General features: G+C 47.2%; 21 protein-coding genes. 13 read left to right on the top strand and 8 right to left on the bottom strand.

Annotated features, from left to right (window positions below; all coding sequences use genetic code 11):
- The first annotated feature begins 31 nt into the window (after window positions 1-31).
- From FD960_RS07080 to moaE, 6 genes are read left to right on the top strand one after another with little or no spacing between them, the layout of a single operon-like run.
- Entirely contained in the window at window positions 32-1,291 is a 1,260-nt protein-coding gene (locus FD960_RS07080) for a pyridoxal phosphate-dependent aminotransferase (RefSeq protein WP_215298198.1), read from the top strand.
- The gene (locus FD960_RS07075; RefSeq protein WP_215298196.1) at window positions 1,288-2,598 is read left to right on the top strand and encodes a homoserine dehydrogenase; all 1,311 of its coding nucleotides are present in this window, start codon (window positions 1,288-1,290) and stop codon (window positions 2,596-2,598) included. The genes FD960_RS07080 and FD960_RS07075 overlap by 4 nt, the downstream gene beginning before the upstream one ends.
- A 9-nt stretch (window positions 2,599-2,607) precedes the next feature.
- Window positions 2,608-4,050: a threonine synthase gene (thrC, locus tag FD960_RS07070; RefSeq protein WP_215298194.1), complete on the top strand. Its 1,443-nt coding sequence runs from the start codon at window positions 2,608-2,610 to the stop codon at window positions 4,048-4,050.
- 20 nt (window positions 4,051-4,070) lie between these two features.
- A complete protein-coding gene (glp, locus tag FD960_RS07065) occupies window positions 4,071-5,312 on the top strand; it encodes a gephyrin-like molybdotransferase Glp (protein ID WP_251369767.1) in 1,242 nt (413 codons plus the stop codon).
- 54 nt (window positions 5,313-5,366) lie between these two features.
- On the top strand, window positions 5,367-5,624 hold the full coding sequence (gene moaD / locus FD960_RS07060) for a molybdopterin converting factor subunit 1 (RefSeq protein ID WP_215298192.1): 258 nt from the start codon (window positions 5,367-5,369) through the stop codon (window positions 5,622-5,624).
- Window position 5,625: 1 nt separating this feature from the next.
- Window positions 5,626-6,090: a molybdopterin synthase catalytic subunit MoaE gene (gene moaE, locus FD960_RS07055; RefSeq protein ID WP_215298190.1), complete on the top strand. Its 465-nt coding sequence runs from the start codon at window positions 5,626-5,628 to the stop codon at window positions 6,088-6,090.
- Here the strand turns inward: moaE and FD960_RS07050 are convergent.
- Complete coding sequence (locus FD960_RS07050) at window positions 6,087-6,359, bottom strand: GIY-YIG nuclease family protein (protein WP_215298188.1); 273 nt, start codon at window positions 6,357-6,359, stop codon at window positions 6,087-6,089. The two genes, moaE and FD960_RS07050, sit on opposite strands and share 4 nt — an antisense overlap.
- Window positions 6,360-6,473: 114 nt before the next feature.
- On the opposite strand from FD960_RS07050, the gene clpB reads away from it, so the two are divergent.
- Both clpB and FD960_RS07040 read left to right on the top strand, forming a co-directional pair.
- Entirely contained in the window at window positions 6,474-9,068 is a 2,595-nt protein-coding gene (gene clpB, locus FD960_RS07045; protein ID WP_215298187.1) for an ATP-dependent chaperone ClpB, read from the top strand.
- 62 nt (window positions 9,069-9,130) lie between these two features.
- Window positions 9,131-10,363 carry an MFS transporter gene (locus FD960_RS07040; RefSeq protein WP_215298185.1) on the top strand — a complete coding sequence of 411 codons (1,233 nt, stop codon included), beginning with the start codon at window positions 9,131-9,133 and terminating at the stop codon, window positions 10,361-10,363.
- Here the strand turns inward: FD960_RS07040 and FD960_RS07035 are convergent.
- Window positions 10,345-11,064, bottom strand: a complete 720-nt coding sequence (locus FD960_RS07035) for a 5-oxoprolinase subunit PxpA (protein ID WP_215298183.1) — start codon at window positions 11,062-11,064, stop codon at window positions 10,345-10,347. The two genes, FD960_RS07040 and FD960_RS07035, sit on opposite strands and share 19 nt — an antisense overlap.
- 16 nt (window positions 11,065-11,080) lie before the next feature.
- On the bottom strand, window positions 11,081-12,805 hold the full coding sequence (locus FD960_RS07030; RefSeq protein ID WP_215298181.1) for a 5-oxoprolinase/urea amidolyase family protein: 1,725 nt from the start codon (window positions 12,803-12,805) through the stop codon (window positions 11,081-11,083).
- A gap of 153 nt (window positions 12,806-12,958) precedes the next feature.
- On the opposite strand from FD960_RS07030, the gene FD960_RS07025 reads away from it, so the two are divergent.
- The 5 genes from FD960_RS07025 (at window position 12,959) to FD960_RS07005 (ending at window position 18,113) form a co-directional block, all read left to right on the top strand.
- On the top strand, window positions 12,959-14,176 hold the full coding sequence (locus FD960_RS07025) for an MFS transporter (RefSeq protein ID WP_215300636.1): 1,218 nt from the start codon (window positions 12,959-12,961) through the stop codon (window positions 14,174-14,176).
- A 13-nt stretch (window positions 14,177-14,189) separates the two neighbouring features.
- The gene (locus FD960_RS07020) at window positions 14,190-15,059 is read left to right on the top strand and encodes an amidohydrolase (RefSeq protein WP_251369765.1); all 870 of its coding nucleotides are present in this window, start codon (window positions 14,190-14,192) and stop codon (window positions 15,057-15,059) included.
- A 292-nt stretch (window positions 15,060-15,351) separates the two neighbouring features.
- Window positions 15,352-16,650 carry an isocitrate lyase gene (gene aceA, locus FD960_RS07015; RefSeq protein WP_215298179.1) on the top strand — a complete coding sequence of 433 codons (1,299 nt, stop codon included), beginning with the start codon at window positions 15,352-15,354 and terminating at the stop codon, window positions 16,648-16,650.
- A 106-nt stretch (window positions 16,651-16,756) separates the two neighbouring features.
- Window positions 16,757-17,197, top strand: a complete 441-nt coding sequence (locus tag FD960_RS07010) for an HIT family protein (RefSeq protein WP_215298178.1) — start codon at window positions 16,757-16,759, stop codon at window positions 17,195-17,197.
- A 40-nt stretch (window positions 17,198-17,237) separates the two neighbouring features.
- Entirely contained in the window at window positions 17,238-18,113 is an 876-nt protein-coding gene (locus tag FD960_RS07005) for a DMT family transporter (protein ID WP_215298176.1), read from the top strand.
- On the opposite strand, the gene FD960_RS07000 is transcribed toward FD960_RS07005, so the two are convergent.
- From FD960_RS07000 to FD960_RS06980, 5 genes are read right to left on the bottom strand one after another with little or no spacing between them, the layout of a single operon-like run.
- On the bottom strand, window positions 18,110-18,535 hold the full coding sequence (locus FD960_RS07000) for a DUF1841 family protein (protein WP_215300634.1): 426 nt from the start codon (window positions 18,533-18,535) through the stop codon (window positions 18,110-18,112). The two genes, FD960_RS07005 and FD960_RS07000, sit on opposite strands and share 4 nt — an antisense overlap.
- Entirely contained in the window at window positions 18,528-19,184 is a 657-nt protein-coding gene (gene nth / locus FD960_RS06995; RefSeq protein WP_215298174.1) for an endonuclease III, read from the bottom strand. Before nth ends, FD960_RS07000 begins: the two co-directional genes overlap by 8 nt.
- Entirely contained in the window at window positions 19,184-19,876 is a 693-nt protein-coding gene (rsxB, locus tag FD960_RS06990) for an electron transport complex subunit RsxB (RefSeq protein ID WP_215298172.1), read from the bottom strand. The genes nth and rsxB overlap by 1 nt, the downstream gene beginning before the upstream one ends.
- Window positions 19,877-19,931: 55 nt before the next feature.
- Complete coding sequence (locus tag FD960_RS06985; RefSeq protein ID WP_215298170.1) at window positions 19,932-21,221, bottom strand: polyhydroxyalkanoate depolymerase; 1,290 nt, start codon at window positions 21,219-21,221, stop codon at window positions 19,932-19,934.
- A gap of 32 nt (window positions 21,222-21,253) precedes the next feature.
- Window positions 21,254-22,453 carry an amino acid aminotransferase gene (locus FD960_RS06980; RefSeq protein WP_215298168.1) on the bottom strand — a complete coding sequence of 400 codons (1,200 nt, stop codon included), beginning with the start codon at window positions 22,451-22,453 and terminating at the stop codon, window positions 21,254-21,256.
- Window positions 22,454-22,514: the final 61 nt, after the last annotated feature.

Below are 22,514 nucleotides of genomic sequence, written 5' to 3'. Positions count from 1 at the left end.
TAGATTTCAAGAACTTACCCTTTAATTTATTGTGAAACCCATCCTAAAGTCCGAAAAACTCAATCACGTCTGTTATGACATTCGTGGACCCGTGCTGGAGCTTGCTCAGCGCATGGAGGAGGAGGGCCACAAAATCATCAAATTAAACATCGGTAATGTGGGTGTTTTTGGCTTTGATCCCCCTGAAGAGATCCAGCTCGACATGATTCGCAATTTGGGTAATGCCTCAGCGTACTCTGATTCCAAGGGAATCTTTGCGGCTCGTAAGGCCATCATGCAGTATTGCCAAGAAAAAGGCATCCAGGGCGTGACTTTGGATGATATCTATACAGGCAATGGAGTTTCTGAACTCATCGTCTTGGCAATGAATGCACTGCTCAATAATGGCGACGAAGTTTTGGTGCCTGCCCCTGACTATCCCTTGTGGACTGCTGCGGTGAGTTTGTCTGGTGGCACCCCGGTTCATTACTTGTGTGATGAAGCCAAAGACTGGGCGCCAGATTTGGCAGATTTGCGCAAAAAGATTACGCCGCGTACTAAAGCGATTGTGGTGATCAATCCCAACAATCCAACTGGCGCCATTTACTCCAAAGAAGTATTGCTGGAGTTGACCGCGATTGCTCGTGAGCATGGATTGATATTGTTCGCCGATGAGATCTACGACAAGATGTTGTACGACAAAGAGAAGCATGTCTCTTTAGCGTCCTTGTCCACTGATGTAGTCACCATTACCTTTAATGGCTTGTCTAAAAACTACCGTTCATGTGGTTATCGCGCTGGATGGATGATTGTTTCTGGCGATAAAGAGATGATTCGAGATTACATCGAGGGCTTGAACATGCTCTCCTCGATGCGACTGTGCGCTAATGTGCCAGGCCAATACGCCATTCAAACGGCTTTGGGTGGCTATCAAAGTATTGATGACTTAGTGGGTGAGGGCGGTCGCTTAGCCAAGCAACGCGATCTCGCCTGGAAGTTGATTACAGAGATTCCGGGTGTCACTTGTGTGAAGCCAAAGTCCGCTTTGTATTTATTTCCAAAGCTCGACCCCGAGATGTATCCAATTGAAGATGATCAGCAATTTGTAGCAGATCTCTTAAAGGAAGAAAAAGTATTGCTGGTTCAGGGCTCCGGTTTTAACTGGACAAAGCCAGATCACTTCCGAGTAGTGTTCTTACCTCATGAAGATGTGTTGAAAGAGGCCATTGGCCGTCTGGCACGTTTTCTAGAGCGTTATCGTCAAAAACATAGTCGTAAAGCGGCTAATTCAACAGCAACAAAGGCATCATGAAACCGATTCAAGTAGGTCTATTAGGTATTGGCACTGTAGGTGGTGGCGTATTCACTGTTCTGGAGCGCAATCAAGATGAGATTACGCGTCGCGCTGGTCGTAGCATTCGCATCAATACCGTTGCCGATCTCAATGTAGAGCGCGCTAAAGAGTTGGTTAAAGATCATGCTCAAGTGGTGAGTGATGCTCGTGCCGTTATCAATAACCCTGAAATCGATATTGTGGTGGAGTTGATTGGTGGCTACGGTATTGCCAAAGATTTGGTTTTAGAGGCAATCGCTGCTGGTAAACATGTGGTGACAGCTAACAAGGCTTTGATCGCTGTTCATGGTAATGAAATCTTTAAGGCCGCCCATGAAAAAGGGGTGATGGTTGCGTTTGAGGCTGCTGTTGCTGGTGGCATTCCAATTATTAAAGCGCTGCGTGAAGGTTTGACTGCAAACCGCATCGAGTGGATCGCGGGCATCATCAACGGTACGACAAACTTCATTCTTTCTGAGATGCGCGATAAAGGTTTAGATTTCGCGACCGTTCTGAAAGAAGCCCAACGTTTAGGTTACGCAGAAGCGGATCCTACTTTCGATATTGAAGGTGTTGATGCTGCTCACAAGGCAACCATCATGAGTGCGATTGCATTTGGTATTCCAATGCAATTTGAAAAAGCACACGTTGAAGGTATTACTAAGTTAGATGCTATTGATATTAAGTACGCGGAACAATTAGGCTATCGCATCAAGTTGCTTGGTATTGCCAAGAAGACTTCGACTGGCGTGGAGCTTCGCGTTCACCCAACTTTGATTCCGACTAAGCGTTTAATCGCAAACGTTGAAGGCGCAATGAATGCAGTTCAAGTGTTTGGTGACGCAGTTGGCACTACTTTGTACTACGGTAAAGGCGCTGGTTCCGAGCCAACTGCTTCCGCTGTGATTGCTGATTTGGTAGACATTACTCGTTTGTTGGGAGCCAGTCCCGAGAATCGCGTTCCTTACTTGGCGTTCCAGCCAGATGCGGTGCGCGATATCGCTGTGCTGCCTATGGGCGAGATCACGACTAGCTACTATTTGCGTTTACGCGTTGCTGATCAAGCTGGCGTACTGGCCGATATTACGAAGATCTTGGCTTCGCACAGCATCTCTATCGATGCGCTCTTGCAAAAAGAAGCGGACGAGGGTGAGAGTCAAACTGATTTGGTTGCTCTGACTCATGAGACCAAGGAAAAACACATGCTTGCCGCCATTCAGGAAATTCAAAATCTGAAGACTGTTGCCGGTGAAGTGGTGAAGATCCGTTTAGAAAATTTGTCTTAAGCAAAATACATGCGTTATCAATCGACTCGGGGCAATAGCCCACAGCAATCCTTTTTAGAAATTCTGCTTGGTGGATTAGCTCCAGATGGTGGTTTATATCTGCCTACGGAATATCCAAAGGTCACCAAAGAGCAGCTCGACTCCTGGCGTGGTCTGTCTTATGCCGACCTTGCCTATGAGATCTTGAGTCTGTATTGCGATGACATTCCTGAAGATGATTTACGTGCGCTACTACGCAAGACATATACCGAGCAAGTCTATTGCAATGGCCGCACCGAAGATAACGCTAAAGATATTACCCCTTTGCATTGGTTGGGTGAAGAGGGTGGTGCGCGAATTGGCTTGCTGAGTTTATCTAATGGACCTACTTTGGCTTTTAAAGATATGGCCATGCAGTTATTGGGCAATCTCTTTGAATATGCTCTCAAGAAAAAAGGTCAAAAGCTCAATATTTTGGGTGCCACCTCTGGTGATACCGGTAGTGCCGCTGAGTATGCAATGCGCGGTAAAGAGGGCGTCAAGGTTTTCATGCTCTCACCGCGCGGCAAGATGAGCGCCTTCCAGTCCGCGCAGATGTATTCTTTGCAAGATCCGAATATTTTTAACTTAGCAGTAGCTGGCGTATTTGATGATTGCCAGGACATTGTTAAGGCAGTGAGCAATGATCATGCTTTCAAAGCAGCCAATCAGATTGGTACCGTTAACTCCATTAACTGGGGGCGCGTTGTTGCTCAGGTCGTGTATTACTTCCAGGGCTATTTATTGGCGACGAAGTCTAGCGCTGAAAAAGTATCCTTTACGGTGCCCTCTGGTAACTTTGGCAATATCTGTGCCGGCCATATCGCCCGCATGATGGGTTTGCCAATCGAGCACTTGATTGCCGCCACCAATGAGAATGATGTTTTGGATGAGTTTTTCCGGACCGGTGTTTACCGTGCGCGCAAGTCTGCTGAGACTTTGCACACTTCAAGTCCGTCTATGGATATTTCTAAGGCGAGCAACTTTGAGCGGTTTGTATTTGATCTAATGGGTCAAGACGGCAAAGCTACCGCTGAAATGTTTAAGCAGGTGGATGAGGCGGGTGGCTTTGATATTTCAAAAGACTTAGTTTTCAAAGAAATCACCAAGTACGGCTTCCAGTCTGGACGCAGCACTCATGAAAACCGCTTGGAAACTATTCGCGATGTTTACAAGCAATACGGCGTCATGATTGATACCCATACTGCCGATGGCGTTAAGGTTGCCCGCGAGCATTTGCAGGCAGGTGTACCGATGATTGTTTTGGAAACGGCTTTACCAATTAAGTTTGAAGAAACGATTGAGGTAGCATTGGGTCGCCCGGCAGAATGTCCTCCGGCATTTAAGGATATTAAGTCTAAGCCTCAGCGCGTTGAAAACATTGATGCCGATGTTAATCAAGTGAAAAACTTCATTACCTCCCATCTTACTTAAGTCAGTAAATACAAAACGCTATGAATAAGCCTCCGATGTTGACTGCTCAACAGGCCTTGGATCACTTACTTTCTCATGCAAAGGCCGTGCCTGAGAGCGAGAAGGTTACTATGCAAGCCGCACTAGGTCGCGTGCTAGCTGAAGATGTGAATAGCCTGGTAGATGTTCCTCCGCTCGATAACACCTCAATGGATGGTTATGCAGTGAGATCTGCTGATACGCAAACCCTGGGAAGCATTCTTAAGGTTGCCCAACGTATACCCGCAGGATCCATGGGTAAGCAATTGGAGCCTGGTACTGTTGCCAGAATATTTACAGGCGCTCCTGTTCCTCCTGGTGCTGATGCAGTGGTAATGCAAGAGGATTGCGCAATCCCCGAGGGGGCGGTAGATCACGTTCAGGTGAACACCATTCCGATGGCTGGTCAATGGATTCGTAGAAGAGGTGAGGACCTCTCGGCTGGCAAGGTGGCGCTAAGCGCAGGTACATTTTTACGTCCACAAGAGTTGGGTGTTGCTGCCTCCGCGGGCTTAACGCACGTAAGCGTCAAACGCAAAGTGAAGGTCGCCGCTTTTTTTACCGGTGATGAGCTATCTTTACCTGGAGAGCAGCTCAAGCCAGGCGGTATCTATAACTCTAATCGCGATACCTTATTGGCTTGCCTTAAGTCTTTGGGCTGTGATGCCACTGATTTCGGCATCGTTCCCGACAGTCTGCGTGCCACGCGCGAGACTTTGCGTGCTGCTAGCAAAGATCATGACCTCATTATTACTTCGGGCGGTGTATCTGTTGGCGAGGAAGATCACATTAAGCCCGCCGTCAGTGCAGAAGGTAGATTGGATCTTTGGCAGATTGCGATCAAGCCAGGCAAGCCTTTGGCTTTTGGCGCAGTGCGTAAATCCGATGAAACAAAAACTGGTGAGGCATGGTTTATTGGCCTCCCCGGAAATCCTGTCTCTAGTTTTGTCACATTCTTGTTGTTTGTAAGGCCATTCATTCTCAAGCTTCAAGGTCGGGATAGTGGCCATGCGCAGTCTTACCCAATGCGCGCTGACTTTGATTGGCTCAAAGCGGATCGCCGTAATGAATTTTTGCGCGTCAAAATTAATCCTCAGGGTGGTTTGGATATATTCCCCAATCAAAGCTCTGGTGTGCTCACTAGCGCCTCTTGGGGTGATGGCTTGATTGACTGCCCTCCAGGAGCGACATTCAAAGCTGGTGATATGGTGAAGTACATCCCATTCAATGCCTTACTTTCTTGAAGTAAGTTCAATTTAGCATCAGCAATCTCAAGCTAATCAGATTACGATTCACTTATGAAACTTCAATTGCGATTCTTTGCCTCACTACGTGAAGGCCTTGGCCTTTCGGAGGAGAATATCAGCGTGCCATCGGAAGTAAAGACCATCGCTGACTTAAGGGTGTACCTGATTCAGCGCGGAACTCCTTGGGCTGAAGTGCTGGCTAACACCAGAATCATTCGTTGCGCCTTAAATCAAGAGATGGTCAAGGACTCCGCTGCACTTGAAGAAGGTGCTGAAGTGGCTTTCTTTCCGCCTGTAACGGGTGGCTAAGATGGCGAGCCATTTGATCTGCATTCAGGAGGCTGATTTTGACTTAAGTGCCGAAATCAAAGCGCTTCGCAAGGATGATCCACGAGTAGGGGCTGTTGTTGCTTTCGTGGGCACAGTGCGCGATATGAATGATGGCAGTAAGGTAAAGGGCATGACTCTAGAGCACTACCCTGGCATGACTGAAAAAGCTCTAGAAGAAATCATTACTGAGGCCAAGGGCCGTTGGGATATTTATAAAACCCTGGTTATTCATCGAGTCGGCCCATTGTTGCCTGAAGATCAAATTGTTTTGGTTGCCGTCACAAGCGCGCACCGAGGCGAGGCTTTTGCTGCTTGTGAGTTCATCATGGACTACCTCAAGACAGCGGCCCCATTCTGGAAGAAGGAAGACACTCCAGAAGGCGCAAGATGGGTAGATGCCCGCGTGACAGATGATGCTGCAATGGCACGCTGGAATCAAAGCTAGAGCGTAGTAGTGATCTTGCTTGTCTCGCTACCCTCAAAAAATCCCAGCTTTTCTACTCTTGGCAACCTCTTCAGTTTTGCTTCCGCCTTGGAAGCCTCAGATCGATCTGGGTGCTCTTGGGTGGCTAAAAGGATGACGGGTCTACGGGACCTTGTATAGCGAGCGCCTTCCCCTGAATTATGGGCTGCCAAGCGATGTTCTAGTCGATTGGTAATGCCAGCGTAATAGCTGCCATCAGAGCATTCTAGGAGGTAAACAAGCCAGGTCAAAGTTAGGGGTAAATTCGCTTAAAAGGGGTCTAAGGCACTTGAAATTGCCAAGAATGTCCCTATATTCTATAGATAGAAATTAATAAAAAATAGATAGAGTAGATAGGGCTAAAAATGAGAATAGATAAGTTAACTACTAAATTTCAAGAAGCGCTGAGCGAGGCTCAAAGCTTAGCTTTGGCTAAAGATAATCAATATATTGAGCCAGCCCATTTGTTGCTGGCGATGTTGCGCGATGCTGATGGCGGCGCAAAGAGCTTGCTCACACGTGCTGGTGTCAATGTGCCTGGCCTAGAAAAGGCTACAGAGAAACTCATTGGTAACTTACCTGAGGTATCGGGTACTGGTGGTGAAGTACAGGTCAGTCGTGACTTGAGCAATTGGCTGAATTTATGTGAAAAAGAAGCCAATAAGCGTAATGATCAATTCATCGCTGGCGAATTGTTTTTGTTGGTTGTGGCAGATGATAAGGGTGAGCTTGGCAAGATTGCTCGTGAGAATGGTTTAAATCGTAAATCGTTAGAAGCGGCTATTGATTTAGTGCGCGGAGGAGAATCAGTGAATAGTGCAGATGCTGAAGGTCAACGTGAAGCCTTGAAGAAATATACCGTCGATTTAACTGAACGTGCTCGCATGGGTAAGTTGGATCCCGTTATTGGTCGCGATGATGAGATTCGTCGCACCATTCAAATTTTGCAACGTCGTGGCAAAAACAATCCGGTCCTCATTGGTGAGCCTGGGGTAGGTAAGACTGCGATCGTAGAGGGTTTAGCCCAACGCATCATTAACGGCGAGGTTCCGGAAACCCTGAAAAACAAGCGCGTGCTCGTTTTAGATATGGCCTTGTTATTGGCGGGCGCCAAGTACCGTGGTGAATTCGAGGAGCGTCTCAAGGCGGTTCTGAGCGATGTCGCTAAAGATGAAGGTCAAACCATCATCTTTATTGATGAAATTCATACGATGGTTGGTGCTGGTAAGGGTGATGGCGCAATGGATGCTGGCAATATGCTCAAGCCTGCTTTGGCACGCGGCGAATTACATTGCATTGGCGCAACTACATTAGATGAGTATCGTAAGTACATCGAAAAGGATCCCGCTTTAGAGCGTCGCTTCCAAAAGGTGATGGTTGAAGAGCCAAGCGTTGAGGCAACGATTGCCATCTTGCGTGGTTTACAAGAGCGCTATGAGTTGCATCACGGTATAGAGATTACCGATCCCGCTATCGTGGCAGCGGCGGAGTTATCCCATCGCTACATTACAGATCGTTTCTTGCCAGATAAGGCAATCGATTTAATTGATGAAGCGGGTTCACGCATTCGGATGGAGATAGATTCGAAGCCAGAAGTAATGGATAAGCTTGAGCGTCGCCTCATTCAGCTCAAGATTGAGCGCGAAGCGGTGAAAAAAGAAAAAGATGAAGCATCACAAAAACGCCTCGGCTTAATTGAAGATGAGATTAAGCGTTTGGGCGCTGAATATGCTGACCTTGAAGAAATCTGGAAGGCTGAAAAGGGTGCCGTATTGGGTGCCGCCCACATCAAGGAAGAGATTGAGAAGACCAAGGCTGAGATTGTGAAGTTCCAGCGCGAAGGTAAATTGGAGAAAGTAGCTGAGTTGCAATACGCTAAGTTGCCAGAGCTTGAGGCTAAGCTCAAATCGGCTGCTGCTGCGGAAGCGAAGGGTGATAAAGATGGTGTTGTGAAGAACAAGCTGTTGCGCACCCAAGTAGGCGCTGAAGAGATTGCTGAGGTTGTGTCTCGTGCGACTGGTATTCCTGTGTCAAAAATGATGCAGGGTGAGCGCGATAAATTGCTGAAGATGGAAGAGCTCCTTCACAAGCGTGTGGTTGGTCAAGAAGAGGCTATTCGTGCGGTATCTGATGCGATTCGTCGCTCACGTGCCGGTCTTGCCGAAGAGCATCGCCCTTATGGCTCATTCTTATTCTTAGGCCCAACTGGTGTCGGTAAGACAGAGCTCTGTAAGGCGCTGGCTGGCTTCTTGTTTGATAGCGAAGATCATCTCATTCGCATCGACATGAGTGAGTTCATGGAAAAGCATAGTGTTGCGCGTTTGATCGGCGCGCCTCCAGGCTATGTCGGCTACGAAGAGGGCGGCTATTTAACTGAGCAGGTCCGTCGTCATCCGTATAGCGTGATCTTATTTGATGAGATCGAGAAGGCTCACCCAGATGTCTTCAATGTACTCTTGCAGGTGTTGGATGATGGTCGTCTCACGGATGGCCAGGGCCGCACTGTGGACTTTAAGAACACTGTGATTGTGATGACAAGTAACATTGGCTCGCATCTTATTCAGTCAATGACGGATAAGAAGCAGTCAGAGATCAAGGATGCGGTATTTGAAGAGCTCAAGAATCACTTCCGTCCAGAGTTCCTCAATCGGATTGATGAGATTGTTGTGTTCCACGGTCTTGATAAAGGCAATATTGCCAATATCGCGAAGATCTTACTCAAGAACCTCTCAGATCGTTTGGCTAAGATCGATATGCAGCTGGAAGTGAGTGATGCCGCTCTCAATAAGATCGCGGAGGTAGGCTTTGATCCGGTCTTTGGAGCAAGACCGCTTAAGCGAGCTATTCAACAGTACATTGAGAACCCGGTCTCCAAGATGATTCTAGAGGGCAAGTTTGGTCCTAAGGACACCGTTCCTGTGGATGTCGACAAAAAAGGTGACTTTAGTTTCACTAAGTGAGCTTTGGAGCTGTAAAAAAGTAGTGTTCTGCAGGATTTTTCCTGCGCCAGTAAACTCGGTACATGATTGACGCCCTCAAAGCTAGACGCGCCAGTGATGTCCGGGTTGTTGGTTTAATTAGCCTGGCTCACGGCAGCTCCCATTTCTTTCATTTAATTCTTCCGCCAATGTTTCCTTGGTTGAAGGCTGAGTTTGGCTTTAACTATGCTGAACTTGGTTTGTTGATGACCATCTTCTTTGTGACCTCTTGTGTTGTGCAAGCAGCCTCTGGATTTTTAGTCGATCGCATCGGCGCTCGTCCAGTATTGTTTGCTGGAGTGGGTTTGCTTGCTTTGGCTGCACTGACGTATTCACAAAGTAATGGCTATCCCATGCTGGTACTTGGTGCGGTAATCGCCGGTTGTGGAAATGGGATATTTCATCCAGTTGATTACACCCTCATTAACCATAAGATTTCCCCGCCAAATTTGCCATATGCCTATTCCATCCATGGGGTAACAGGGTATATCGGCTGGGCTGCTGCGCCTGCGTTTATGGTTGCGGTAACGACAATATTTGATTGGCGCATCGCCTTTTTATCTGCCGCGGTTCTTGAGGTGCTTATTCTCGCCATCCTTTGGGTGAGTCGAGCACGCCTAGTAGATGATGTGCAGGCAAGACGGGATGAGTCAGAAGCTAGTCATGTGGCGAGTAATCCTGGCGGCGCACCGATGAGTACTTTTGGATTTCTAAAACTACCGGTCGTCTGGCTTTGTTGGGTTTTCTTCTTCTTTAGCATGGCGGCAACTACTGGCCTGCAATCTTTTGCGCCGACTGCACTCTTCAAAATATATGAGATTGCTGTGAGCTCGGGTAATTACTACTTAACGCTGATGTCTATGGGCGGGGCTGGTGGAATGTTATTGGGCGGCTACCTGGCAACCAAATTGAAAGTGCCCGAGCGCATCATTACGATCTGTTTTACCGTCAATATTGTGATGGGCCTGTTATTGGCAACGGGTTTAGTTCCTGTCGAATTGATTGTCATTACTTTCATTGTGATCGGTCTTGGTTTGGGGATTGCCGCGCCATCTCGCGATTTAATGATTCGTGCTGCAACACCCTCTGGCTCATCGGGCAGGGTGTATGGGATTGTTTATTCCGGCATTGATTTAGGGGCTGCGCTAAGTCCCCTGGTCTTCGGCATCTTCTTAGATGCCGGTTTGCCTAAGTTGCTATTCGTCGGGGTTGCATTACTTCAATCAATGATTATCTTGATTGGATTTAAGTTGGTAAATCAGCGTAGGGCAGCCTGAATCTTTTTTGCAAATTGAACAGCATGTGGGTTATCTCCATGAATGCATAAAGTATCAGCTTGTATTTTTACAATGCTGCCATCAATCGCAATTAACTGCCCATCTTTGGCCATTTGCGATACCTGTTTAAGTGCTGCAGAATCATCTTCAATGATCGCTCCCGCCTGATTGCGGGGCACTAGAAACCCTTCTTTGGTATAGCGACGGTCTGCAAATACTTCCTGCCAGACTGGCACGCCAAGTTCATTGGCGGCATCAACTAGGCAGCTGCCTGCCAATCCATACAGGATCACATTGGCCCCCAAGTCTTTTACTGCGTTTGCGATGCCGCGTGCTAGTTTGATGTTTTTGGCGGCTTGATTGTAGAGTGCGCCGTGAGGTTTAACGTGATGCAAAGTGCCTCCTGCAGCACGTATAAAGGCCTGTAGTGCTCCTGCTTGGTAGAGAACATAGTTGTAGGCGTCATCTTCTGAGATGGCCATTTCACGTCTTCCAAAGCCTTCGAGATCTGGTAGTCCTGGATGTGCGCCAATGTGGATATTTTTTTCTATTGCAAGCTGTACTAATTTTTTCATGCGGGAAGGGTCTCCAGCATGCCATCCGCAGGCAATATTGGTTGATGTAATGTAATCGAGCAATTGAACATCATTACCCATATCCCACGCTCCAAAACCTTCACCCATGTCACTATTAATATCCATTGCCTACCTTCGCGCCTTAAATGATTGCTTTGATTGAATTGATGGTCGATGCTTGTAACTTTAACGCCTCTGCGTTGAGACGATCTGCTTCTTGCAGGTCGATGGGAATCAGTTGGAGTTTATCGCCCGGTTTCATTTGCGCTAATTTGACTTGATCGGATTGAATGACTTCCGCAAGGCGTGGGTAACCCCCGGTGGTTTGATGCTCCGCGAGCATGACAATGGGCTCTTGCGATGAAGGAAATTGCACGGTCCCAAAGGTAATTGCTTGCGAAGGAATATTAGGCAGACTTTTTTTAATTTTGAAATCGCTTTGCAGGCGAACCCCCATTCGATTACTTTGATTGCTCACCGTCCAAATGCTGGACCAGAATAGATTCCTGTCTTTTGCTGTCAGGAAATGAAGATGAGGCCCTGGTAGACAGTAAATTGATGTGACACTACTGCTGGGTAAAAAAGGCGATCTTATTTTCCACTTGGGGAAGCTGGGAAGAGGGGCGTTTTGATGTAGCTTTTTGAGAAATTCTGATCTCAATGGCGCTTGTGGATTTTTGAGGAATAACACATCCCCTTTCTCTAGGCGCTTATGCCCAATATCAGCACTCAGATGAGAGCCTTTGCGCTCCAGAATATCGGGAAGATCGAGTCCCCCACCAATACTCAAAACGGCGCGAAAGCCAGGATTAAGGGGTGAAAATTTAAGGCTAGAACCATGGGCTATCCATACTGGACGATTGCCAGGAATACGTGCGCCATTGACTATCGCTTCGCAATTGGCGCCAACCCACGCGATGCAAGTATCAGCATGGAAAAGAATGCTTGGGCCTGTTGAGGTCATTTCAATAGCGGCCATATCGAGAGGATTGGCCACCAGAGCATTGGCAAGTTGTAGGGAGCGCAAATCGCAAGCGCCACCAGGTCCAACAGCCCAATGCGACAGATTTTGGCGCGGCTCATCTTGAATAGTCGTGAGAGTGCCGCCTTGTGTAATTTCAATCAATGCGTTTTTGATTGGGTCTGCAGTTGCTCGGATAAATTCGGGGCGAGTATTGCTTTTATCAAGAGCAGAAAATTCATCTAGCGAGATTTCATCAATCTGCATTTGATCGCCCGCCATGAATAATCCTGGCGGATGTTTTTCAATGTCAAATAATGCATTGGGCGATCTGCCAATAATATTCCATCCACCTGGGGTGGTTCGTGGATAAATGGCGGTTTGCAATTCTGCGATCGCAACACTTCCCTTTGGTACAGCGGGTCTTGGTGAGGGTAGGCGTGGAAGTTTTAGCTTGGGATCAAGTCCGCTGAAGTATGCGAAGCCCGGCATGAATCCCAGTATGTCGGCTGTATAAGTAGCACTTTTATGTAAATTGATTACCTCCTGAATTGTCATATTGCAGGCATGCGCAATCGGTGCAAGATCAAGTGATAAATCGGGGTGATAGCACACCTGAATGCGATGAATGCTATTTGCGTCAGCGGCTTTGATTTTGAGTTTCTGAAATTTTTCGGCAAGCTTAGTGAGCTCTGCGATAGCTAAGTTTCTAGTGCTGTCAGGTTCGCCATCCAAGTATTGCAACTTGATGACGAGGGAGTCTAAACCTGGAGTGATTTCAGCGGCCCAAGAAGGTTTATTGGTAAACAGCATTTTGCTGATGCCGTGAATTTGTTCGAGCGGGTTCATGGACTTTGAGAAATCCATTAAGACGCTGTGATCGCCAATGAGAGTGCAATGCATCATAAGATTGGGTTAAGGGTTTTTACTAGTTTGCCCTATAGCGGGAATATTTGGTTTATAAAGAGAGCACTCATTCATTAAATCAGAGTCTATAAAAATAAAGGAGACAAAGTGAGTCAACAAACCGATACAAGTCTGACCGGCTTTTATAAGGTCATGAATCCGAAAGAGAAGAAAACCTTTTGGGGTTGCTTCTTGGGTTGGGCTTTAGATGGCATGGATTTCATGATTTACCCCTTGGTCATTGGCACTATTATTGCAGTATGGCAGGTAGATCGCGGCATGGCAGGGCTTGCTGTGACTGGCACGCTGTTGGCTTCCGCATTTGGTGGTTGGTTTGCGGGTTATTTGGCTGACCGTATTGGTCGCGTGCGCACCTTGCAGTTCACCATCCTGTGGTTCTCTAGCTTTAGCTTAATTTGCGCGTTTACTCAGGACTTTAATCAACTCATGATTGCTCGCGCACTTTTGGGATTTGGTTTTGGTGGTGAGTGGGCGGCAGGAGCCGTATTGATGGGTGAAACTATCCGCGCCGAGTATCGTGGGCGTGCGGTGGGTACCGTTCAATCTGCATGGGCTGTTGGTTGGGGCGCTGCCGTACTCTTGCAAGCCATCATGTTTAGCTTGTTGCCTCCCGATATGGCTTGGCGTGCGATGTTTGTTGTTGGCTTCTTCCCGGCAGTACTTTTGCTTTATATTCGCCGTCACGTTGAAGAGCCAGAGATTGCAAAGATCGCCCGTGAAAAGGTGGTTGCCCAAGGTAGTTCACCTTCTATTTTTGAAATCTTTAAACCAGGCATTCTGAAAACAACAATCTTGGCATCCCTGTTAACCATGGGTGCACAAGGCGGCTACTATGCAATTACTACTTGGGTGCCTACTTTCCTCAAGGCTGAGCGTAAGTTAACGGTAGTTGGTTCTACTGGCTACCTAGCATTCTTGATTGTTGGTAGTTTTATTGGTTATTTGGTTGGTGCATGGATGGCCGATCGCTATGGTCGTCGGAAATTATTTATGACCTTCTCAATTGGCGCGATTGTTTTAGTTTTGGCATACACCCAATTGGAGATTACCAATGAGATGATGATGTGGCTTGGTTTCCCGCTTGGCTTCTTTGCTAGTGGTTACTTCTCTGGCATGGGTGCATTTTTGACTGAGTTGTTTCCAACCCGTTTACGTGGCTCAGGCCAGGGTTTTTGCTATAACTTTGGTCGTGGTATTGGCGCTCTATTTCCGGCCTTGGTGGGTTACTTCTCAGCTCAATATGGCTTAGCAATGGCAATTGCCATCTTCGCTGTGATTGCGTATGGTGTGTTCTTTATCGCTGCGGTAGCTCTTCCAGAAACGCGCGGACGAGAGTTGCAAGCGAACTAAGCGAGTTTAGTTAGTGGGAATCACCATTCCGCTTTGTCCAGGACCACCATTGCATCAAGGTGGTCCTTTTCCATTTGTGATTCCAAAGGGTGCAGTTGATACGCATGCCCATGTAATCAGTGCGGCCAGCTTTGTTCCAGATCGTTCTTATACCGCCCCTGAGGCCACTGAAGCGCAATATATTCAGATGCTAGATGAGGTTGGAATGACCTATGGCGTGCTGATTCAAGTGAGCGTGAATGGACAGGATAACGAGCCCATGCTTAAGGCTCTGGCTAATCATCCTCAAAGATTGCGGGGGGTTGCTGTACCCTTGCTGAATCAACCCGATGCCTATTATCAAAATATGAAAGATAAAGGTGTTGTTGGTATCCGTATGAATGTGATGTTCTCTGGCGGTGGTTTGGATTTATCAAAACTAGAGGAGTGTGATGCGCTCGCAAGAGATTGGGGGTGGCATATCCAGTTTTTGTTGGATGCGAATGATTTGCCCGCGCTAACTCCGCGTATGCAAAATATGAAATCCACTTTAGTAATTGATCATATGGGCTACCTGAGAACTTCAGTTGGAATGGAGTCACCCGGCTTTAAAGCGCTCTTAAGTTTGGTGAGAGAGCGCGCTTGGGTGAAGGTTTCTGGCGCATATCGCTTGACGGATCAACTTCCACCATATGTCGATGTTGTGCCTTATGCGCAAGCGTTAATTGAGGCTGCGCCAGATCGTTGTATTTGGGGCTCTGATTGGCCCCATGTTGCAAATTGGGGTGTTATGCCTTCGATTGCGCAAATGCTAGAGAGTCTTGCCTTGTATGCGCCTGAAGAGGCATTGAGGAACCGCATTCTATGCTCTAACCCTCAAAGGCTCTATGGATTCACATCCTAAGCTGATCTAGCTCTAATTTCACAATGTGGAAAGGCATTTCCATACGCAAAATGCGGTGCAGCAATTTACTTAGAGCGTTCTTTCGCCCAGTGAATAAGAATTTCACATAGCAAAAAATAACATTTAAGTAATTGAATCTATTGATTTAAATATTTTCAATAAATATTGAAATAGTGCTTGCATGCTTATTTCAGATCCTTAAACTCTTATATAAGACATAAGACTTGAACACTTCAAATCAGCGTCTCAATATTCGTAATGAGAAGTATTTGTTTAACTTAGGGAGAGAAACATGGCAGATCGCAAAGCAGAAATCGCAGCGTTACAAAAGGATTGGGATACTAATCCACGCTGGAAGGGTATTACTCGTGGCTATACAGCCGAGGATGTTGTACGCCTCCGCGGTTCATTGAAGATCGAGCACACATTGGCCAAGCATGGTGCTGAGCGTTTATGGGAATTGGTTAACAACGAAGCCTACGTAAACTGTTTAGGCGCATTGACAGGTGGTCAAGCAATGCAACAGGTTAAAGCTGGTGTTCAAGCCATCTACTTGTCGGGTTGGCAAGTTGCTGCTGACGGTAACTCATACGCGGCAATGTACCCTGATCAATCTTTGTATCCAGTTGACTCAGTGCCTAAGATGGTTGAGCGCATTAATAACTCATTCCAACGTGCCGATGAGATTCAGACTGCAAAAGGCATTAATAAGGGTGATGCTGGTTATATCGAATACTTTGCGCCAATCGTTGCCGATGCTGAAGCTGGTTTTGGCGGCGTGTTGAATGCATTTGAATTAAGTAAAGCATTGATCAAGCAGGGCGCTGCTGGTGTTCACTTCGAAGATCAGCTGTCATCCGTTAAGAAGTGTGGTCACTTAGGCGGTAAGGTATTGTTGCCAACGTCTGAGTCTGTACAAAAATTGATCTCAGCACGTTTGGCTGCTGACGTCATGGGTGTTCCAACAATCATCTTGGCTCGTACTGATGCTGAGGCTGCTGATTTGTTGACATCTGACTACGATGCAAATGACAAGCCATTCTTGACTGGTGAGCGTACAGCTGAAGGCTTCTACAAAACACGTAAGGGCTTGGATCAGGCGATCTCCCGTGGTTTGGCATACGCAGCATACGCCGATATGGTTTGGTGTGAGACTGGTACTCCTGACCTTGAATTTGCCCGTCAGTTTGCCGAAGCTATTCGTGCTAAGTTCCCAGGCAAGATGTTGGCTTACAACTGCTCACCATCATTCAATTGGAAGAAAAACTTGGACGATGCCACTATCGCTAAGTTCCAACGTGAATTAGGCGCTATGGGTTACAAGTATCAATTTATTACTCTCGCTGGTATTCACTCTATGTGGTACAACATGTTCGACTTGGCTCAAGACTACATGCAGCGCGGTATGACTGCATACATCGAGAAAGTACAAGAGCCAGAATTTGCTGCTCGTGATCGTGGTTATACATTCGTTTCTCATCAACAGGAAGTTGGTACTGGTTACTTCGATGACGTTACTACGGTTATTCAGGGTGGTAAGTCTTCAGTTACAGCATTGACTGGTTCTACAGAAGAAGAGCAGTTCCATTAAGAATCCCTAAGTAGTATGCAGTAGAAGCAGTAGCACCAATACTGCCGCGGCATCTAAATTACCTCGCAAAGGTGACTTAGATGCCGTTTTCGTTTACATTATTTCAATGACTAATTGCGTACTGTGTAAAGACGAGCTCAGGCCTGAGGATGGTCAACTAGTTTGGCGCGGAGATGACTGCAGAGTCATCTTAGTGAATGATTCGGATCTGCCGGGATTTTGCCGTGTTATTTGGAATCGCCATGTCGCTGAAATGACAGATCTCACATACGGTGAGCGTGAACATGTCATGTCCTTGGTATTTGCGGTGGAGGAGGCTGTGCGGCATGTAATGCATCCCGATAAGGTCAATATTGCCGCCTTGGGAAATATGGTTCCCCATATTCATTGGCATGTCATCCCCAGGTATAAGGACGATGCATTCTTCCCGGGATCGGCTTGGTCGCAAAGGACTCAACAAACGCCATCAAGCAATTTAGAAATGCGTATGAAATTGACGCAACAATTGCCGGCTGCAATCAAGTCTGCGATTGCCCTGCTATCCTAAGATTCCTCGAAAATCAGTCTTGTAATTCCAAAGGGTGTTAGTGAACAGAGAAACCAAAGGAATGCTAATTGGATTTATTGGCATTCTCATTTTTAGCTTAACATTACCAGTAAGCAAAATTGCAGTTGTAAGCTTTGACCCTTATTTCATTGCATTTGGTAGAGCGTCCTTAGCCGGTCTAGTTGCTCTAGCTTATCTTTCCTATAACCATATTTCGCTTCCCAGTAAATCAGACTTAGCGAAGTTCGCTGTGATTGCGATGGGGGTTGTATTTGGGTTTCCAATTTTTACTACGGTAGCGATGAAAGAGGGTTCTTCCTCTCATGGCGCCGTCATTTTAGGAATGATGCCCTTGGCCACCACAGTGATTGGAGTCATTCGCTTTAAGGAGCGCCCATCCGTGGGCTTTTGGTTTGTATCAATGCTCGGCGCAGGGCTTGTCATGATTTATGCGCTTCTCAAAAGTTCTGGCAGTTTTACCTATATCGATAGCCTCTTAGTGCTTGGTGGGATTTGTGCATGTGTTGGTTATGTGGAGGGCGGGGAGTTATCTAGGCGAATGAACCCACGCGCAGTCATCTCTTGGGCATTAGCCATTTCATTGCCTATTAATATTGTGGCGACTTATTTCACATTCTCTTCAGCGTATTGGGACGTTGGTGCAGTTGCTTGGACGAGCTTTGTGTATCTCAGTCTATTTCCGATGTATTTAGGATTTTTCTTCTGGTATGAGGGTCTTGCGATTGGCGGGATCGCAAGAGTGAGTCAAGTTCAGCTTATCCAACCCTTTTGCACACTGCTCGCCTCAAGTTTGTTATTGGGTGATCACCTGACTGCAATGAATCTGGTATTCGCATTTCTGGTTGTTTCTACCGTAATTTTGAGCAAGCGCATGCTGGTGAAGCGTAGCCACTAATTTAACTTCTGCAGCGCCTCAAGATATTTCTCGGGGCTAAGCGCTTGGCCCTCACGTTGCGCTTCCCACATGACCTGCCCTAGGCATTCCATCATGGCGTGTTGGGCTTCATGCTCAGAGCCTAATTTCTTAGAGAGCTTTTCTGCGATTGCTTTGATGCCGGGAGGTTGGTCAATTGATATTTGCTCGCTGATGGATAGGTGCATAGAGAGATGCAGGAAGGGGTTCGTTTCCCCGCGCTCCGGAGTGTAGTCTTGAGCAATCGCATCCTCTGGATCGGTCAATACTGCGTGATACTCAGGGTGCTGCACCATCCAATCACTCGCAAGCGTTTCCATTGGTGTGAGAATGTGATTCTCAGTTTTCTTTTTCCAGGTATCGCAGAAAAAACGACGCACCTCTTCACGGGTTGGATTAAATATCGCCACGGACTTTTCCTTTGCCAGTTTTTTGTTTAAAGCCGCATAGTGGCTCAACAATGCATTGCTCACAATCGGGGTTGCGGGCCTTGCAGGTATATCTGCCGTGCAGAATCAGCCAATGGTGGGCATCTTGTAAATATTCTTTTGGTACACGCTTAAGCAATTGTTCTTCGACCTTGAGCACATCTTTGCCAGGCGCTAAACCAGTGCGGTTGGAGACTCTAAAAATGTGAGTGTCTACAGCCATGGTGGGTTGCCCAAAGGCGGTATTGAGAATGACATTTGCTGTTTTTCTGCCAACACCTGGTAGCGCTTCTAGTTCCTCGCGATTCTGAGGAACTTCACCGCCATGCTTTTCAAGTAGCAGTCGGCAGGTCTCCTGAATATGTCTACCTTTGGCATTAAATAATCCAATGTGTTGAATATAGGGCTTGACGCCTTCTTCCCCCAGATCCAATAGGGCTTGAGGAGTATTGGCAATCCGAAAGAGCTTGCGCGTTCCTTTGTTGACTGAGATATCTGTTGCTTGAGCGGATAGCAATACCGCTATCAGTAGCTCAAATGGAGAGCTATATTCCAGCTCCGTTTCTGGATGTGGATTGTTCGCCTGTAGTTGCTCGAAGAAGGCTCGACGTTTTTCTAGGTTCATCATTTCTTTTGCTGGGCCCGTGCAATTGCCGCTGCAATGATGGCGCGTTTTCTTTCCTGTTCTTTTTTTGCTTCTTCTGAATCTGGATGTTCCGCATTCACTGCCACCAGTTTAGCGGCTGCCTTTTTAGCTAGACGCTCCTCGTTGTCGCGTTGTTCACGATCCAATCGAGCGTCGCGTGCGTAATACCTCGCGCGTGCTGTATCGGCCAACTCTTGAGACCATGCGTCCCATCCAGTTTGATTGCCTGTGACATTAATCATGGTGATGCAATCTACTGGGCAGGGGGGAATGCAAAGATCACATCCAGTGCACCAGTCGCTTAAAACCACATGCATTTGCTTGGAGGCGCCAACGATCGCATCTACTGGGCAAGCCTGAATGCACAGCGTGCAGCCAATACACGTCTTGGGGTCGATGAATGCTACTGGTCTAGGACGTTCCACCCCACACGTCGGATTAATCGTAGGTTGTAGATCAAACGCATCTTGAGGGTAGATGGGCGCCAGGATGGCGCTGAGTCTCTTGATGCCTTCTACGCCACCCGGAGGGCATTGATTAGGCAAAGCCTCGCCAGAAGCCAAAGCTTCAGCATAGGCGTGGCAATCTGGGTAGCCGCATTTTCTACATTGAGTCTGGGGAAGGGCATCAACCAGGCGGTCGATTAGTGTATTTGCCTGGTGAATTTTCATGTATTGCTGACCCTAAAGTAATTAGAAGCCTCTAAGGGCTTCTAATTGTTGTGGATTACTTTGCTCCTAATTTGGGGAGTCTAGCTTTCGTCTTTCGTTGGGCCGGCTGATGTTCACGAATGAAGGATTTAATCTTTGGATACACCTTTTCGCGCCAGCGACGACCGGAGAAGATGCCGTAGTGACCAGCGCCTGCAACTTCGTAATGATCCTTGGCAGACTTGGGAATGCCGGCACAAAGCGCATGGGCCGAGCGAGTTTGACCACTACCGGAGATATCGTCCAACTCGCCCTCAACAGTAAGTAGGGCGGTTTTCTTAATGTCTTGTGGCTTAACTAAATCACCTGATACTGTCCATGTGCCATTAGGCAAGGCATATTCTTGGAATACTGTTTTGATGGTGTCTAAGTAAAACTTTGCATCCATATCTAGAACGGCGTTGTATTCATCATAGAAACGAATATGCGCCTCAGCATCTTGCTCGTCACCGCGAACCAAGTTCTGGAAATAGTCCCAGTGGGATTGCAAGTGGTTTTGTGGGTTCATGGCAATAAAGCCTGTGTGTTGCAAGAATCCTGGGTACACCTTACGGCCAGCGCCTGGATAGGTTGGAGGTACCTTGTAGATCACATGACTTTCGAACCATTCGTAAGACTTTTGATCAGCCAAATTATTCACGGCAGTTGGAGATTTGCGGGCGTCGATTGGGCCGCCCATCATGATCATGGATGCAGGCGTCTTTTCGCCGGCGGAGGCCATCAAAGAGATTGCGCCTAAGGTTGGAACGGTTGGTTGACATACGGAGATCACATGTAAGTTCTCAGCACCAATTGTGCGGATGAAATCTTGTACATAGTGAACGTAATCATCTAAACCGAACTCACCGTCTTCAGCTGGAACAATGCGGGCATCAATCCAATCAGTGATGTATACCTTGTGATCTTGCAATAGTGTGCGCACGGTATCGCGCAAAAGCGTGGAGTGGTGTCCGGAAAGTGGCGCAACCACCAACACTACTGGATCATCTTTTAGTTTCTTGATGACATCAAGGTCATCGGAAAAACGTTTGAAGCGAATGAGGTTGCAAAAAGGTTTAGCTAAAACAGTTCTTTCGTGAATAGCTACTTCTTTGCCATGCGCCTGTACTGAACGAATACCAAATTCTGGTTTTTTATAGTTCTTACCAAGACGGTAGAGGAGTTCGTAGCTGGCAGCTAAGCGATCAGATCCTGGAATCTTCGAGGCCGGATTTGAGGCATTGATAAATGCCTCAGAAGCTGCTCGAGCCCATGAGCTTACTGGTTGAAGTAGGGCTTTTTGAAATTCGTGTAACTGATATAGCATGCTGCCTCCTAATAACTCGGTAGAACCGCTTGTTACGCTAAAACGCGGGCGATTGCTTTGGCTACTTTATCAATATTTTTAGTATTGAGGGCAGCCACACAAATACGCCCAGTAGAGAGGGCATAAATGCCATCTTCTTTTTGCAAGCGTTCAACTTGCTCGGCGCTTAAGCCCGAATAAGAGAACATGCCTCGCTGAGCTTCAATGAAGGCAAAGTCTTGCTTTACGCCTGCAGCAGCGAGTTTTTCTACTAAGCCATGACGCATTGCCTTAATGCGATCACGCATTTCAGCCAATTCATCTTCCCAAAGCTTTCTGAGTTCTGGTGAATTCAGAACGGCAGCAGCAATTGCAGCGCCATGTGTTGGAGGATTGGAATAGTTGGTGCGAATGACGCGCTTTAATTGAGACAGTACGCGAGTAGATTCATCTTTACTCTGAGTCACGATCGACAAGGCGCCAACGCGCTCGCCGTATAGTGAAAAAGATTTAGAGAATGAGCTGGAAACAAAGAAGGACATTCCGGATTCAGCAAACAAGCGAACGGCAATGCCATCTTGCTCAATGCCGGCGGCAAAGCCCTGATAGGCCATATCCAAAAAAGGGATCAATTGCTTTGCTTTGCAGATATCAATCACCTGACGCCATTGCGCCTCAGTGATGTCGGCGCCGGTTGGGTTGTGGCAGCAAGCGTGCAACAACACAGTAGTGAACTTTGGGAAAGATTCTAGTGACTTCACCATGCCATCGAAATCAACACCACGAGTCTTGCCATCAAAGTAGGTGTATTCAACCACTTCAAAACCAGCAGATTCAAAAATGCCGCGATGGTTTTCCCAGGTTGGATTACTGATGGCGCAAGGGGCGTTTAAATTGAGGCGCTTAATAAAATCAGCGCCAACGCGCAATGCACCAGTACCGCCAAGACATTCGGCGGTAACAACGCGACCATCCTTGATTAGTGCAGAGTCTGCACCAAACAAGAGATTCTGAACTGCACTGTTATAAGGATTTGGGCCTTCGATTGGGATGTAGCTACGTGGAGAATGCTTCGCCACAATCGCCTCTTCGGCCTTAACAACGGCCTTCAAAAGAGGTACCTTGCCCTCGTCGGTGTAATACACGCCAACACCCAGGTTTACCTTGTCTGCGCGTTGATCGGCGACATAGGCTTCTGTGAGGCCAAAAATAGGGTCTTTAGGGGCTAGCTGTACGGAGTTAAAAAGGTTCATTTGAGAGTCAAAAAGGCGTGATTAAGGGTGAATAAGGGGGTATTTCTGGGTTAATTGACGT

The sequence above is a fragment of the Polynucleobacter sp. AP-Nino-20-G2 genome, assembly GCF_018688235.1.
Taxonomy (GTDB): Bacteria; Pseudomonadota; Gammaproteobacteria; order Burkholderiales; family Burkholderiaceae; genus Polynucleobacter.
Note: the sequence above shows the minus strand (reverse complement) of the source record. Positions and strands in the feature narration are given on the sequence as shown.

Bases quoted from the DNA above. Each gene is read 5' to 3' on its own strand.
- nth (WP_215298174.1), bottom strand. From the start codon at position 19,184: ATGAACCTAGAAAAACGTCGAGCCTTCTTCGAGCAACTACAGGCGAAC.
- FD960_RS07030 (WP_215298181.1), bottom strand. From the start codon at position 12,805: ATGATGCATTGCACTCTCATTGGCGATCACAGCGTCTTAATGGATTTC.
- FD960_RS07040 (WP_215298185.1), top strand. From the start codon at position 9,131: ATGATTGACGCCCTCAAAGCTAGACGCGCCAGTGATGTCCGGGTTGTT.
- glp (WP_251369767.1), top strand. From the start codon at position 4,071: ATGAATAAGCCTCCGATGTTGACTGCTCAACAGGCCTTGGATCACTTA.
- moaD (WP_215298192.1), top strand. From the start codon at position 5,367: ATGAAACTTCAATTGCGATTCTTTGCCTCACTACGTGAAGGCCTTGGC.
- FD960_RS07010 (WP_215298178.1), top strand. From the start codon at position 16,757: ATGACTAATTGCGTACTGTGTAAAGACGAGCTCAGGCCTGAGGATGGT.
- moaE (WP_215298190.1), top strand. From the start codon at position 5,626: ATGGCGAGCCATTTGATCTGCATTCAGGAGGCTGATTTTGACTTAAGT.
- FD960_RS07025 (WP_215300636.1), top strand. From the start codon at position 12,959: ATGAATCCGAAAGAGAAGAAAACCTTTTGGGGTTGCTTCTTGGGTTGG.
- FD960_RS07075 (WP_215298196.1), top strand. From the start codon at position 1,288: ATGAAACCGATTCAAGTAGGTCTATTAGGTATTGGCACTGTAGGTGGT.
- rsxB (WP_215298172.1), bottom strand. From the start codon at position 19,876: ATGAAAATTCACCAGGCAAATACACTAATCGACCGCCTGGTTGATGCC.
- clpB (WP_215298187.1), top strand. From the start codon at position 6,474: ATGAGAATAGATAAGTTAACTACTAAATTTCAAGAAGCGCTGAGCGAG.
- FD960_RS07035 (WP_215298183.1), bottom strand. From the start codon at position 11,064: ATGGATATTAATAGTGACATGGGTGAAGGTTTTGGAGCGTGGGATATG.
- aceA (WP_215298179.1), top strand. From the start codon at position 15,352: ATGGCAGATCGCAAAGCAGAAATCGCAGCGTTACAAAAGGATTGGGAT.
- FD960_RS06985 (WP_215298170.1), bottom strand. From the start codon at position 21,221: ATGCTATATCAGTTACACGAATTTCAAAAAGCCCTACTTCAACCAGTA.
- thrC (WP_215298194.1), top strand. From the start codon at position 2,608: ATGCGTTATCAATCGACTCGGGGCAATAGCCCACAGCAATCCTTTTTA.
- FD960_RS06980 (WP_215298168.1), bottom strand. From the start codon at position 22,453: ATGAACCTTTTTAACTCCGTACAGCTAGCCCCTAAAGACCCTATTTTT.